Annotated in this window: 7 protein-coding genes and 1 tRNA gene; 6 read left to right on the plus strand and 2 right to left on the minus strand. The window is 66.6% G+C overall.

Translation table 11 applies throughout. The features are described 5' to 3' along the window. Positions 1-43: 43 nt before the first annotated feature. Positions 44-9,280 (plus strand): autotransporter-associated beta strand repeat-containing protein, encoded by a 9,237-nt coding sequence (locus MRBLST15_RS19405; RefSeq protein ID WP_367787441.1) that lies wholly within the window; start codon positions 44-46, stop codon positions 9,278-9,280. 57 nt (positions 9,281-9,337) lie between these two features. Here MRBLST15_RS19405 and MRBLST15_RS19410 read toward each other — a convergent pair whose 3' ends face one another. Further along, complete coding sequence (locus MRBLST15_RS19410; RefSeq protein ID WP_265952241.1) at positions 9,338-9,781, minus strand: GNAT family N-acetyltransferase; 444 nt, start codon at positions 9,779-9,781, stop codon at positions 9,338-9,340. Positions 9,782-9,904: 123 nt separating this feature from the next. Here MRBLST15_RS19410 and MRBLST15_RS19415 point away from each other — a divergent pair, with 123 nt between their 5' ends. Then, positions 9,905-10,699 carry an isocitrate lyase/PEP mutase family protein gene (locus MRBLST15_RS19415; protein WP_265952242.1) on the plus strand — a complete coding sequence of 265 codons (795 nt, stop codon included), beginning with the start codon at positions 9,905-9,907 and terminating at the stop codon, positions 10,697-10,699. 329 nt (positions 10,700-11,028) lie between these two features. On the opposite strand, the gene MRBLST15_RS19420 is transcribed toward MRBLST15_RS19415, so the two are convergent. Then, a tRNA-Ser gene (locus MRBLST15_RS19420) sits at positions 11,029-11,121 on the minus strand. Positions 11,122-11,261: 140 nt separating this feature from the next. On the opposite strand from MRBLST15_RS19420, the gene dnaX reads away from it, so the two are divergent. The 4 genes from dnaX to MRBLST15_RS19440 all read left to right on the plus strand — a co-directional run bounded on the left by dnaX (position 11,262) and on the right by MRBLST15_RS19440 (position 14,804). Continuing rightward, positions 11,262-13,340, plus strand: a complete 2,079-nt coding sequence (dnaX, locus tag MRBLST15_RS19425) for a DNA polymerase III subunit gamma/tau (protein ID WP_367787443.1) — start codon at positions 11,262-11,264, stop codon at positions 13,338-13,340. A 6-nt stretch (positions 13,341-13,346) separates the two neighbouring features. After that, a complete protein-coding gene (locus MRBLST15_RS19430) occupies positions 13,347-13,667 on the plus strand; it encodes a YbaB/EbfC family nucleoid-associated protein (protein ID WP_025879376.1) in 321 nt (106 codons plus the stop codon). Positions 13,668-13,778: 111 nt separating this feature from the next. Continuing rightward, on the plus strand, positions 13,779-14,378 hold the full coding sequence (gene recR, locus MRBLST15_RS19435; protein WP_265952826.1) for a recombination mediator RecR: 600 nt from the start codon (positions 13,779-13,781) through the stop codon (positions 14,376-14,378). A gap of 66 nt (positions 14,379-14,444) precedes the next feature. Beyond that, entirely contained in the window at positions 14,445-14,804 is a 360-nt protein-coding gene (locus MRBLST15_RS19440) for a histidine triad nucleotide-binding protein (protein ID WP_176021598.1), read from the plus strand. Positions 14,805-14,902 lie beyond the last annotated feature (98 nt).

Consider the following 14,902-nt stretch of genomic DNA (forward strand, 5'->3'; position numbering starts at 1 on the left):
AGCCTGCCTGCTGTGCCACCGGTCATTTCATGGAGATTTACCGATGAACCGCATTTACCGTCTGGTTTTCAATCGTGCTCTTGGCGTGATGCAGGTGGCTTCGGAGGTCGCCCAGAATCCAGGTGGAAATGCGGGTTCCACGGTGCGGGTGCCGCGATTGAGAATGCATCAGCTGGCCGTTGCATTGGCTGCCACGCTGGCCAGTGGTTCGGCGTTCGCGGCGTGCTCCACGCCGGGTCCGGCAATTACCTGCACCGGGACCACCAACAATTTCGTGGACGCCACCAATGGTGTCCAGGTAACCGTAGCAGCCGGAGCGAATGTCGGGAGCACCGCTGGCCTGGGCAACTCGATGACGTTGAGCGGTAACGGCATCCAGCTCACCAACAACGGCACGATCGGTACCAATGTCGGTATTTTTGCCGCCTCCGGTGCGGTGCTCGGCAACGCGAGTGGCCAGACGATTACCGTCGACAACACCGCCACCGGCACGCTGCAGGGCTTCATCGATATCGGTTCACTACTGGGCGCAAGCGGTCGCGCGCTGTCCGTACAGAATGGCGCAAGTGGTATCACCACGATCAATAATGCCGGCACCGTCAACATGAATTTCCTGCTGGGCGGGCTTGGTACGGCCGACGCGCCGGCCATTGTCAGCTACGGTGGCGCGCAGACGGTTCTGCGCAATACCGGGGGAATCACTGGGCGTGTCGGATTGGCTGGATCGGCGGCAGGCAATTCGGTCACCAACAGTGGCACGATCACTGGCAGCGTCCACCTCGGCGATTCGACGCAGGGAAATACGTTTACGGCCGTATCCGGGTCCAGTGTGGCGACCGGCGTCGGGGCATCGGCGGGAATCGATGTGCTGGGCGGCATCTCGGTCTCGCTGGCGGCAGCCGGTACGGTCAACGCAGGTGTGGGCGCTGGGGCAGCCAGCAACACGTTGGTGTTGCAGAACAATGCCGTCGGCCCGGGGTCCGGTACGGGGGGGGCGGTGACCACGCTGGGCTGGAACCAGTATCTCAACTTCCAGAAGGTGACCGTCAACAGTGGCACCTGGAACCTGCAGGGTGCCTGGGCCGGAACCGGCGCCACGATCAATGATGGCCTGGTCAATTTCAACAACGCGGCGTCATTTGGTACCGGCATCTTCAACGTCAATGGCGGTGCCATCGCAGCATCGACGGCTGGGCTCACGCTTGCAAATCCCTTCTCACTCAACACGGGCAGACTGACGCTGGGCGGCACCAACGCCTTTGGTTTGAGTGGCGTGCTTTCGGGGGCGGGCGGCCTGACCGTCAACAACACCGGTGTGGTCACGCTGGGCGGCGCCAATCTGTTTTCCGGGGGCGTCAACCTCGACACCGGCGGCTTGCTGTTGGGCAACGCAGGCGCGCTGGGCAGCGGCAACCTGACGGTAGGCGGCAGCGCATCGCTGGATACCAGCGGGGCCTTCAACCTCGCCAACAACATCGTCGTCAACAGCGGTGGCAACCTCAATCTGCTCGGCAGCAATGCGGTCACCCTCAATGGCTCGTTGTCGGGTGCGGGCAACTTCATCAAGAGCGGTACGGGCACGCTGACCCTGGGCGGCGCGAATTCACTGACCGGTGGCTTCTCGATCACCGGGGGGGCGCTGGCGCTCGGTGCGGGTGGCAGTCTGTCGCCCACCGGTGCGTTGACGCTGGCCACCGGCACGACGCTGGACCTCACCGCTGCAGCCAACCAGACGGTGGGATCGCTGGCCGGGCTCGGCGGCACGGTCAATCTGGGCACTCGCTCATTGACCCTGGGCGGGCTCGGCAATACCAGTTTCGCCGGCAACTTCACCGGCACCACCGGCGGCTTGATCAAGGTGGGTACCGGCATACAGACCCTGTTGGGCAGCAACGCGCTTACCGGCGGCGTGGCCCTCAACGGCGGCGGGCTGCTGCTGGGCAACAGCAACGCGCTGGGTACAGGTACGTTGAGCGTCGGTGCTGAAGTCACCCTGGATGGCACCACAGCGCTTTCGCTTGGCAACAACGTCTCGCTTGGTACCGGGGGTTCGCTGGCGCTGCAGGGCGGGCAGCCGTTGGTGTTCAACGGTGTGATTTCCGGCAACGGCAGCGTGATCAAGAACGGCGCCGCACTGTTGACGTTGAATGGCGCCAACACCTTCGGCGGCGGTGTGGTCGTCAATGGCGGCAACCTGCTGCTGGGCAACAACACGGCGCTGGGCACCGGCCTTCTGGACATCAACAATGCGGCCACGCTGGACACAAGTGCGGCGTTGAACGTGGGCAACAACATCAACCTTGCCGCCGGTGGCTCGCTGAACGTGCTGGGCGGCCAGCCGCTGACCCTGGGAGGCGTGCTGGGTGGCAACGGCAGCCTGATAAAAAGTGGCGCTTCGACGCTGACGCTGACCGGTGCCAATACCTTCACCGGCGGCTTGAACGTTGCAGCCGGCACGGTGGCGCTGGGCGGTGGCGGCAGCCTGGCCGCAACCGGCGCGGTCAGCCTGTCCGGCGCTGGCGCGGCGTTGGATCTTTCCCTGGCTGGCAACCAGACCATCGGTGCGCTGTCCGGCGTGGCCGGTAGCAACGTAGCCTTGGGCGCCAACACGCTCAGCTTTGGAAGCGCGACCGACCAGACGTTCGCCGGTGTGATCAGTGGCGTCGGCGGAGGACTGGTAAAGACCGGCAGCGGCGTACAGACATTGTCCGGTGCAAACACCTTTACCGGCGGCGTCGCGCTCAATGCCGGCGGCCTGCTGCTGGGCAACAGCGGTGCGCTGGGAACCGGTGCGCTGAGCATCAACGGTGCCGCGACGCTGGATGGAAGTACCGCGCTCAATCTGGGCAACGCGGTCAATCTTGGTGCCGCGCTGACACTGGGCGGCAGCAACAACATCACCCTGACCGGCGACATCACCGGTGTCGGCAGCCTGACCAAGAACGGTGCCTCGCAGCTGATCTTGAACGGCACCAATGGCTTCAGCGGCGGTCTGAACCTCAATGCAGGCAGCGTGCTGCTGGGCAGCAGTGCAGCGGCCGGCACCGGCGCGCTGAACATCGGCGGCAACGTGTCTCTGGACGGATCGGCCGCGCTGAACCTGACCAACAACGTTGCCTTGGGTGCCGGTGCGCTCCTTACGCTCCCCGGCAGCCAGAACATCACACTGGGGGGCGTGGTTTCCGGCAACGGTGGCCTGGTGAAGAATGGCACGACGGTGTTGACGCTCAATGGTGCCAATACCTTCGGTGGTGGCCTGAGCCTGGCCGGCGGCGGCCTGCTGCTGGGCAACAGCGGGGCGCTTGGAACCGGCGCGCTGAACGTTGCTGCGAACGCCAGCCTGGACGGCAGCGTTGCGCTTGGCCTGACCAATGCGGTCAACCTTGGCGCAGGCTCGGCACTGACGCTGATCGGCAGCAACGCACTCACGCTCGGTGGCGTGGTGTCCGGTACCGGCAGTCTGGTCAAGAACGGCGCCGGTGCACTGACGCTCAACAGCGCCAATACCTTCAGCGGTGGACTGGCGCTCAATGCGGGCAGCCTGACGCTGGGCAACGCAGGGGCGCTGGGTACCGGTTCGCTGAGTGTGGGGGGCAATGCATCGTTGGACGCCAGTGCCGCGCTCGCCATCGGCAACAGCATCGGGTTGGCATCGGGCGCCACGCTGGCGATACAGGGCAGCAATGCGCTGACGCTGGCGGGGGTGCTGTCCGGCGCAGGAGCGCTGACCAAGAACGGAACGGCCACGCTCACGTTGAGCGGTGCCAATACCTATACCGGCGGTACTCTGGTCAATGCGGGCACGCTGGCACTGGGGGCGGGGGGCAGTCTTGCCGCGGGCGGCAACGTGACGCTCGGCGGCCTCGGCGCAGGCCTGGATATCTCCGGTGCTGGTGGCAACCAGACCATCGGTGCGCTCGCGGGCGTGACCGGCAGCAGCCTTTCGCTGGGCGGAAATTCACTGACCTTCGGTACGGCAGCCGATGCAGTGTTTGATGGTGCCATCAGCGGGGGCGGTAGTCTGGTCAAGGTAGGCGCAGGCGTGCAGACCTTGTCCGGTGCCAACACCTTCGGCGGCGGCTTCAGCCTCAATGCTGGTGGCCTGGTGCTCGGCAATGACGCGGCGCTGGGCAGCGGTGGGTTGACCGTCGGTGGCGCGGCCACGCTCGACACCAGCCTGGCGGCGACGCTGGTCAACAACATCGCACTCAACGCCGGCTTGACCGTGCTGGGCAGCAATGCGCTGACGCTCAACGGGGTAATCTCCGGCACCGGCGGCCTGACCAAGAACGGCGCTGCCACGCTCACCTTGAACGGCGTGAACACCTATACCGGCGGCACCAACGTCAACGCCGGCACGCTGGCCCTTGGCGCAGGTGCAAGCCTGGCCGCCAGCGGCATCGTCAACCTGGCCACCGGCGCCATCCTGGATCTCTCCGCGGGCAGTGGTACCCAGACCTTCGGCACCCTGACCGGCAATGGCACGGTCAACCTGGGAGCGAACTCGATCACCGTCGGCGGACCGACCAACGGTGTCTTCAGCGGCTCCATCGCCGGTACCGGTGGCCTGATCAAGGAGGGCACCGGCACTGAAACACTGACCGGTACCAACACCTTCACCGGCGGCACGCTGATCAATGCGGGCACGCTGGCGATCGGTGCCGGTGGCAGCCTGGCGGCAACGGGCGCGGTTACGCTGTCCGCGCCGGGCACCGGCTTCGACATCTCGGCCGCGGGCAACCAGACGATCGGCGCGCTCAACGGCGTCGCCGGCAGCACCGTGGCGCTGGGGGGCAACACGCTGACCTTTGGCGGCACCGACAACGGCACCTTCGATGGCGTGATCGGTGGGACCGGCGGGCTGGTCAAGAACGGCACGGGCATCCAGACGCTGGGCGGTGCCAACCTCTTCACTGGCGGGGTTGCACTCAACGGTGGCGGCCTGGTGGTCGGCAACAATGCCGCGCTGGGTACCGGCGCGCTGACCGTGGGCGCCAACGCGTCGCTGGACAGCAGCGCCGCGCTGAACCTCGGCAACGACATCGGCCTGTTGGCGGGCGCTACGCTCAATCTGCTCGGCAGCAATGCACTGACGTTGGGCGGGGCGGTCACCGGCGACGGTGGCCTGATCAAGAACGGCGCAGCAACGGTGACCCTGACCGGCAGCAACACCTTCACCGGCGGTACGGTCATCAACAGCGGCACGCTGGCGATCGGCGCGGGCGGAAGCCTGTCGCCGACCGGTGCGGTGAACCTGGCCGGTACCGGCACGTTCGATATCTCTGCCGGTGGCAACCAGGGCATCGGTTCGCTGGCGGGCGTGGCCGGCAGCACGGTGTCGCTGGGCGGCAACAGCCTGACCCTGGGAGGCACCACCGACGCGACCTTCAACGGCGCTCTGACCGGCAGCGGTGGACTGGTCAAGAATGGCAGCGGCGTGCAGACGCTCAACGGTGCCAGCACCTTCGGTGGCGGCGTCACCCTCAATGCCGGCGGACTGGTGGTGGGCAACAACGCGGCGTTGGGTACGGGCACGCTGACGGTCGGCGGCGCTTCCACGCTTGATTCCAGCAGTGCGGTGACCTTGGCCAACAACATGGTGCTCAACGCCGGCCTGACCGTACTGGGCAGCAACGACCTCACGCTCAACGGCAACCTGTCGGGCACCGGCAGCCTGACCAAGGATGGCGTGGCCACCCTCACCTTGAACGGCACCAACACCTACACCGGCGGGACCAACATCAACGCGGGCACGCTCGCCCTCGGTGCCGGCGCCAGCCTCAGCGCAAGCGGCATCGTCAATCTCGCCACTGGTGCCACCTTCGATCTTTCAGCGGGCAGTGGCACGCAGGTGTTCGGCACGCTGATCGGCAACGGTACGGTCAACCTTGGTGCGAACACGTTGACCATCGGTGATTCCACCAACGGCGTGTTCAGTGGTTCGATCGGCGGCACCGGTGGCCTGATCAAGGCAGGCACGGGTACCGAGACACTGACCGGTGCCAACACGTTCACTGGCGGCACCACGATCAACGCCGGCATGCTGGCGATCGGCGCTGGTGGCAGCCTGGCCGCAACAGGCGCGGTGAACCTGGCCAACGCCGGTACCGGTTTTGATATCTCCAGCGGTGGCAACCAGGCCATCGGTACGCTGTCCGGCGTTGCCGGCAGCACCATCAGCCTTGGCGGCAACACGCTGACCACCAACGCAGCGGGCAACAGCACGTTTGCCGGCGACATCAACGGCACCGGTGGACTGGTCAAGAACGGTGCGGGCGTGCTCGGCCTGACCGGCAGCAATACCTTCGGTGGCGGAGTGGTCCTCAATGCCGGTGGTCTGTCGCTGGGCAGCAATGGTGCCCTGGGTACCGGCGCGCTGGCCGTGGGCGGCGATGCCACGCTGGATGGCAGTGTGCCGCTGACCCTGGGCAACAACGTGCAGCTGGCAAGCGGCACGCTGACCCTGCTGGGTGGCACGCCGCTTACGCTGGACGGGGACATCGCCGGCGCGGGCAACCTGCTCAAGGATGGCGCAGCGACGGTGACCCTGGGCGGTGCCAGCAGCTACACCGGAACTACGACGATCAACAGCGGCACCCTGGCAGTCGCGGCCGGTGGCAGCCTGTCCTCGGCCAGCACGGTGAATCTGGCCGGCGCCGGAACGCTGGACATCAGTGCGGCGGGCAACCAGAGCATCGGTGGCCTGGCCGGTGTTGCCAGCGGCAACGTGGTGCTGGGCGGCTCCACCCTGACCACCGGCGGCAGCAATGCCAGCACCACCTTCGGCGGCACCATCGGTGGAAGCGGTGGGCTGGTGCAGACCGGCACCGGCACGTTGACCCTGACCGGCACCAACACCTACACCGGTGGCACCACCATCAACGGGGGCAGCACGTTGCAGATCGGCAATGGCGGCGCGTCCGGTGCGATCGTCGGCGACGTGACCAACAACGGCGCGCTGGTGGTCAACCTGTCGGCCAACACGACACTCGGTGGGACTATCAGCGGCAGCGGCGGCCTGACCCAGGCAGGCAGCGGCACGCTGACCCTGACCGGCAACAACACCTATACCGGCGGCACCACCATCAACAGCGGTGGCACCCTGCAGGTGGGCAACGGTGGCGCCACGGGGGCGATCATCGGCGACGTCGGCAACAACGGCAGCCTGGTGTTCAACGTCGGTGGCAACACCACGGTAGGTGGTGTGGTCAGTGGCAGCGGCGGGCTGACCCAGGCCGGTGCCGGCACGCTGACCTTGACCGGCAACAACACCTACACCGGCGGTACCACCATCAACACCGGGGGTACGCTGCAGGTCGGCAATGGCGGCGCCAGCGGTGCGATCACCGGCAACGTCAGCAACAACGGCAGCCTGCTGTTCAACGTCGGTGGCAACACCACGCTTGGCGGCGTGGTCAGTGGCAGCGGCGGGTTGACCCAGGCGGGCAGCGGCACGCTGACGCTTACCGGCAACAATACCTACACCGGTGGTACCACCATCAACGCCGGCGGTACCGTGCAGATCGGCAACGGCGGCGCCAGCGGCGCAATCACCGGCAACATCACCAACAACGGTGGTCTGGTGGTCAACACCGGCGGCACCACGACACTGGGTGGCAGCATCGGTGGTACGGGCAGCATCGTGCAGGCCGGCCCGGGCTCTCTCAACCTGGGGGGCAACAGTGGCGGATTCAGCGGTACCGGGCAGGTCACCGGCGGAGGCCTGAATGTCACCGGCACCGTCGGTGGCCAATGGAACATCGGCAGCGGCACCACGTTGTCGGGTACCGGCACCATCGGCGGCAGCGCTGGCGGCGTCACCGTGAGCAGCGGCGGTGTGCTGTCGCCGGGCAACGGCCCAGGCAATGGCAGCAGTGGCGGCAACGGTACCGGCACGATCACCGTGGGTGGCAACCTGACCCTGGCGCCGGGCAGCACCCTGTCGGTCGACCTGGGTGCTACCGGCAGTGACGTGGTGCAGGTGGGTGGCAGCGCGAACATCGGTGGTGCATCGGTGGTGGTCAATGCCATCGACCCGAACACCAGCTACCAGCAGGGCCAGCAGTACACGGTCATCAACGCAGGCGGCGGGGTCAGCGGGCAGTTCGTGCCGCCCACCACCACCTCGGCCTTCCTCTCGCTGACCCCGGTCTACACACCGAATGCAGCGCAGCTGAAGATCGACGTGAGGCAGACTGCAGCCTTCGTCACGGCGGCGCAGACCCGCAACCAGCTGGGTGTGGCATCGGCGCTGGACAGCCTGCCGCAGACCGGCGCGGCGCTGGGCCTGTACAACACGGTGCTGGCCTACGACACCGCCACCGCGCGCAACGCGTTCAACCAGCTCTCCGGTGAAGTGCATGCGGCCAGCCGTGCAGTGCTGCTGTACGACAACTACCTGGAAGAGGGCATCCGCCAGCGTCTGGGCAGCGAGTTGCCGACCGTGCGGGGTGAGCGTGCTTCGGCATGGCTGGCCGGTAGCGGCAAGGTGTTCAAGCAGGACGGCGATGGCAACGGTGACGAGATCCGTGCCAACCGCAATGCACTGATGGCCGGCGTCGACTGGAAGCTCGGCGAGCATGTGGTGCTGGGTGCGGCGGCGGGCAGTGAGCGTCTGGATACGCGGCTGTACGATCGCCAGTCGCGTGCACGCCTGCGTGGCAACACCTATGGACTGTATGCGCAGGGCGAGTGGAACAACGGGTTTGCGGTCGGTGGCAGCGTGTCGCGCGGCGATTACCGCACGCGCACCACGCGTGAAGTGCCGCTGCTGGCACAGACGCTGCACAGCCGCCAGGATTCGGATGTCACCATCGCCCAGATCGAAGGCAGCTGGACCTGGACCCATGGCCGGACGCAGCTGCAGCCGTACGTGCAGTTCACCAAGCACTGGGTGGACAGCGATCGCGCGGTGGAGCAGGGCGGTAGCGCAGCGCTGGTACTGGAGGGCGGCAAGGACACGCTCAATGTCAGCACCGTCGGCGTTCGCGGCCGCTGGGATGTGGGCAGCGGCGAGCGCTATCCGGCACAGCTGACGGTCGGGCTGGGCTGGCAGCACGCGTCCGGTGACACCGACGTAGCCAGCCGGCAGAGCTTCGCCGTCGGTGGCAATGCGTTCGACGCCTACAGTGCCGTGATGGCGCGCAATGCGCTGGTCAGCCAGGTCGGTGTGGCCGTCGGCCTGGGACGCAGCAGCCAGCTGTCGCTGTTCGTGCAGGGCCAGCATGGCGACGGTCGCAACGATATCGGTGGCCAGTTGAACCTGCGCGTCGGCTTCTGAGCTGACGCATGCCAACGGTAGATCCACGCCATGCGTGGGTCCGTCGGGAGCGGGAAGCTACAGCACCCGCTCCATCTCCACGGCGTCGATCCCGGCGCCGTGGCCGTCGGCCACCACGCGTACCACCTGGAAGCCGAGGCCGGCATAGAAGCCCTGCGTGTGCTGGCTGGCACTGAGCGTGATGCGCTGGATCGACGGGTCTGCTTCAGCCTGGTGCAGCCGGGCCACTGCCAGCGCGCGTCCCAGCCCCTGTCTGTGGCGACCTCGTTCAACCATGCCCCAGCAGAAGCTGGTGTTGCCATCGCCGCAGTGCCAGAGGCCACCGCAGGCCACCACCTGGCCCTCGACCTCGATTACCTGAAAGGCGCGCTGCACGGCATGTTCGTGCAGGAAGCGCTCGAAGTCTCCTCGCTCCTGGGGGGCGAAATAGGTGGGCACGTTGCTGTCGAAGATCGACAGGCAGGCGCTGATGTCGCTGCAGTGGTAGGGGCGGAGTGTCATGAATGCACGTCATGGTGGTGGCGGGCACATTGTGCGCGAGGCCCGCGCCATTGATGTCCGAACATGGCGAGCCCGGAAACCGGTTCGGGCGCAGACTGCAGGTCCCCGTCATCAGGAGGTTCCATGTCGAATGCTCATGCCCGTTTCGTAAAACTCCACCAAGGCGCCGATCTTTACGTGCTGCCCAACGTATGGGATGCCGGTGGCGCCCGCCTGGTCCAGCAGCAGGGGGCTCTCGCGGTGGGAACATCGAGTGCTGCGATGGCGTGGTCCTGCGGTCATGCCGATGGCGGTGCGCTGCCTGATACCGCGCTGCTGCTGCGGGTTTCCGAAATCGTTGGTGTGACCTCGTTGCCGGTCACGGTCGATATCGAGGACGGCTACAGCGATGCCCCCGACGTGGTCGCTGCGAGGGTGCTGCGCCTGGTGGAAGCGGGTGCGGTCGGGATCAACATCGAAGACGGCGCTGGCAGCCCGGAGGTGCTGGTGGCGAAGATCAGCTCCATCCGTTCTGCGCTTGGCGGGCGATCGCTGTTCATCAATGCGCGCACCGATGTGTATCTGCGCGGCCTGGCCGAAGGCGATGAGGCGGTCAGGATGAGCATCGCTCGGCTGCAGGCCTACGCACGCGCCGGTGCCGACGGCGGCTTCGTGCCGGGGCTGCGCGCGCTGGACGAGGCCGCTGCAGTTGCCAGCGCCGTGCCACTGCCTCTGAATCTGATGTGGCTGCCCGGGATGGCGTCGTTTGCTGCGCTGTCGCAGGCGGGCGTGCGCCGGCTGAGCGCAGGGCCTGCGTTGTTCATGCACGCATGGACGGCGATGGCTGCGGCGACCACGGATTTTCTCGGCGGCGCGATGGTGATGCCCGAGGGGGCACCGGGGTATGTGGCCTTGAACCAGCTGTTCAGCGAAAGGTGAGGGCGCTGGGGACGGGGGCAGCGGGAGGCTGGGCCACGGGCGGATAGTCACTCGACCGGGCCGAGACCTCCACGCATGGCGTGGATCTACTGATGCATCTGGAGGAACAAGCCCCTCTGTTGAGGGGCTGCCCCGACAGGGGCGGGGAGAGGGGGATTGCTGGGTGCATCCCTGCACCCAGCCCTTCCGCGCTGCGCGCTGCAGGGCCAGCCTTCGGCTGTCCGGTTCTGCTCCTGCAGAACCGTCGAACCCCGGCGGGGCTTCTCTCGCCCGATGCTCTCCACCAGACAAATAAAAAAGCCGCCCAGAGGGCGGCTTCTTCATTTGTCTGGCGGAGAGAGGGGGATTCGAACCCCCGAAGCGCGGTTTAGACGCTTACACACTTTCCAGGCGTGCTCCTTCAACCACTCGGACACCTCTCCGGATCCCTGCCATCGGCAAACGCCTCAGCAGGGGCGCAGATTCTAGCGGGCGCAGCGGCAGGACACAAGCACTGGTTTGCAGGGCGAGAGGGCTGGACAGGCGTGGCACAATGGAACATCCGATGGAAGACGGTGGCCTGATGTCCTATCTCGTCCTTGCCCGCAAGTGGCGTCCGAAGCGTTTTGCCGAGCTGGTGGGCCAGGAACACGTGGTCCGTGCGCTCAGCAATGCGCTGGACAGCGGCCGGGTCCACCATGCGTTCCTGTTTACCGGTACCCGCGGCGTGGGCAAGACCACGATCGCGCGCATCTTCGCCAAATCGCTGAACTGCGAGCAGGGCACCAGTGCCGATCCCTGCGGCCAGTGTGCGGCTTGCCTGGACATCGACGCCGGTCGTTACATCGACCTGCTGGAAATCGATGCCGCGTCCAATACCGGCGTGGACGATGTCCGCGAGGTGATCGAGAACGCCCAGTACATGCCCTCGCGCGGCAAGTACAAGGTGTACCTGATCGACGAAGTGCACATGCTGTCCAAGGCGGCGTTCAATGCGCTGCTGAAGACGCTGGAAGAGCCGCCGGAGCATGTGAAGTTCCTGCTGGCCACCACCGACCCGCAGAAGCTGCCGGTCACCGTGCTCAGCCGCTGCCTGCAGTTCAACCTCAAGCGCCTGGACGAAGATCAGATCCAGGGGCAGATGACCCGCATCCTCGCCGCCGAGGAGATCGAGTCGGACCCGACCGCCATCGTGCAGCTGGCCAAGGCGGCCGACGGCAGCCTGCGTGATGGCCTGTCGCTGCTTGACCAGGCCATCGCCTACGCCGGCGGTGCGCTGCGCGAGGACGTGGTGCGCACCATGCTGGGCACGGTCGACCGCACCCAGGTGGCGGCCATGCTCGATGCCCTGGCCGATGGCGATGGCCCGCGCCTGCTGCAGGTCGTTGCGGCACTGGCCGAATTCTCGCCGGACTGGAGTGGCGTGCTTGATGCGCTGGCCGAAGGCCTGCACCGCATCCAGGTGCAGCAGCTGGTGCCGGGCGCGTCCGCCCCTGCCGAAGGACTGGATGCCAGCGTATTCGCCGAGCGCCTGCGCCCGGAAGTGGTCCAGCTCTGGTATCAGATGGCCTTGAACGGCCGTCGTGATCTACCGTTGGCCCCCAGCCCGCGCGCCGGCTTTGAAATGGCTGTGCTGCGCATGCTGGCGTTCCGGCCGGCGGCTGCCGTGCCATCGGTGCCGCGTACGCCTGAATCCACCGGTGGCAGTGCGCCAACCGGTACGGGCCAGACCGGGGGCGGCGTTGCTGGCAGCCGCGAAGGCGCTGCCCCGGCAGCGGCTGCGGCGCCAGAAGCCGCGGCCGTCGCCCAGACCATTGCGGCCCCGGTGCTGGCAGAGGCCATCGCGCAGACGCCGAACCCGGCGCCACAGCGCGAGCCTGAGCCGGAGCCCGTGCCGACCCCGGAACCGGATCCGACGCCTGAACCTGAACCGGTTCCGATCGAGGAACCCGGGTCGCCGCCGCCGATGAAGACGCAGTTGGCTCCCGAGGCAGCCATGCCCAAGGCACCTGCCGAGGCAGACGATCTGCCGCCGTGGGCGACCGACGAGGCTGGCGCCCGCGATGAAGCGCTGGCGGCCGAGATGGCAACGCCTGACGCGGCCATGGTCGCTCCATGGCATGAGCCGCCAGCACCGGCGTCGCAGCCGGTTGCAGAGGCTGTTGCCGTGACGGAGCGTCCGTTCCGTGCCGAAGGCATTTCGATCGCCCCGGCCGTCGCGGTTGTCGCCTCCGACCGCGCCCCGGCAGGCGGCGTCAGCGAGCTGGCCTGCGCCGAGGACTGGCTCGACCTGGTCGCCAACAGCGGCCTGAGCGGTCCATCGCGACAGCTTGCAGCCAATGCGGCCTTCATCAGTTGCCAGCAGGGGGTCTTGAAACTGGGCCTTTCGCCCGGATTTGAGTACCTGCGCTCCGAGCGCGCGCTGGCAGCGCTGGGCGAGGTGCTGGAAAAGTCCCTCGGCCATGCGCTGAAGATCGTGGTCGAAACCGTGGAAACCGAGCAGGTCCCGGCTGAGACCCTGCACCAGCGCGCCGACCGCCAGCGTGGCGAGCGGCAGCAGGCTGCCGAGGCCATTTTCATGGACGATCCGGAAGTCCAGTTGCTGATCCAGCAGCACGGCGCCCGGGTTGTTTCCGATTCCATCCGTTCTTTTGACGAGTAAGACGACATGCGCGGCAATATCGCCCAACTGATGCAGCAGGCCCAGAAGATGCAGGAAAACCTGCAGAAGGCCCAGGAAGAAATCGCCAAGATCGAAGTGACCGGCAGCGCCGGTGGCGGCATGGTCAGCGTCACCCTGACCGGTGCCAAGGAGTGCCGCAAGGTACGCATCGATCCTTCGCTGGCCAGCGATCCGGAAATGCTGGAAGACCTGATCGCCGCCGCGTTCAACGATGCGTCCAACAAGATCGACGCTGAGTCGAAGTCGAAGATGGGTTCAGCCACCGCCGGCATGCAGCTGCCGCCGGGCATGAAGATGCCGTTCTGATGTCCTGCGTGGCACCCGCACCGCCGGGTGCCACCCACCGTGCAGCGTCGAGCGTGCTCGACTGTCCGCAATTTCCAGTCGAGCGCGCTCGGCTCTACAGAACACACCGCCGTGTCCGCACCGCTGCTTGAACAACTGATCGATGCACTGCGGGTGCTGCCTGGCGTAGGCCAGAAGACGGCACAACGCATGGCCTACCACCTGCTCGAACGCGAGCGCGAAGGTGGCAAACGCCTTGCCGCGACGCTGGCAGAGGCGGTTGAACGCATCGGTCACTGTGCGCAGTGCCGCGACTTCAGTGAAACCGAGCTGTGCCCGACCTGCGCCAATGGCAGCCGCGAGCGCAGCCAGTTGTGTGTGGTGGAATCGCCGGCTGATCGCCTGGCGATCGAGAACGCCACCGGCTATCGCGGCGTCTACTTCGTACTGCAGGGGCGCCTGTCGCCGCTGGATGGCATCGGTCCGCGTGAGCTGGGTCTGGAGCAGCTGGAGCAGCGCCTGGCCGAAGCGGAAGTGCAGGAGCTGATCATTGCCACCAGCGCCACCGTCGAAGGCGAAGCCACCGCGCACTATCTCGCGCAGCTGGCGCGCGCCCGCCAGGTGCGGCCGAGTCGACTGGCCCAGGGCCTGCCCCTCGGCGGTGAGCTGGAGTACGTCGATCGCGGCACGCTGTCGCACGCGTTCGGCACCCGCAGCGAAGTGCGCGATTGAGCCGATGCCGGGCATGCCCCGGCGTTACCGGCCTACAATGCGGAAAACACCCCGCCGAGGCCGACCATGAGCAGCGAAACCCTCTTCAGCAAGATCATCCGTCGCGAGATCCCGGCCACCATCGTCTATGAAGACGAGGACGTGCTGGCGTTCAAGGACATCGCACCGCAGGCGCCGGTGCACGTGCTGTTCATTCCGAAGAACGAGATCATCCCGACCCTGGATGACCTGCAGCCGTCGCAGGCGCACCTGATCGGCAAGCTGGCCCTGGCCGCCGCCGAGTACGCGCGTCGGGAAGGCTTCGCGCAGGACGGCTACCGCATCGTGATGAACTGCCGCGAAGATGCCGGGCAGACCGTGTTCCATATCCACATGCATCTACTGGCGGGCGCGCCGCTGGGTCACTTCGGTACGCCGGGGCGTTGACGCAGCCGCCCCCGCATGGCGTGGAACTACTGTCGTTGTGTAGATGAAAAAAGGCCGCCCGATGGGCGGCCTTCTGCATCATGCGTACCGGTCCTGGA

It is taken from the genome of Stenotrophomonas sp. LST15-1-1.1 (genome assembly GCF_040815575.1).
GTDB classification, from domain to species: Bacteria; Pseudomonadota; Gammaproteobacteria; order Xanthomonadales; family Xanthomonadaceae; genus Stenotrophomonas; species Stenotrophomonas lactitubi_B.

Excerpts from the sequence above, each read along its gene's own strand:
- MRBLST15_RS19430 (WP_025879376.1), top strand. The coding sequence starts at position 13,347 with ATGCGCGGCAATATCGCCCAACTGATGCAGCAGGCCCAGAAGATGCAG.
- MRBLST15_RS19410 (WP_265952241.1), bottom strand. The coding sequence starts at position 9,781 with ATGACACTCCGCCCCTACCACTGCAGCGACATCAGCGCCTGCCTGTCG.
- MRBLST15_RS19440 (WP_176021598.1), top strand. The coding sequence starts at position 14,445 with ATGAGCAGCGAAACCCTCTTCAGCAAGATCATCCGTCGCGAGATCCCG.
- MRBLST15_RS19405 (WP_367787441.1), top strand. The coding sequence starts at position 44 with ATGAACCGCATTTACCGTCTGGTTTTCAATCGTGCTCTTGGCGTGATG.
- MRBLST15_RS19415 (WP_265952242.1), top strand. The coding sequence starts at position 9,905 with ATGTCGAATGCTCATGCCCGTTTCGTAAAACTCCACCAAGGCGCCGAT.
- dnaX (WP_367787443.1), top strand. The coding sequence starts at position 11,262 with ATGTCCTATCTCGTCCTTGCCCGCAAGTGGCGTCCGAAGCGTTTTGCC.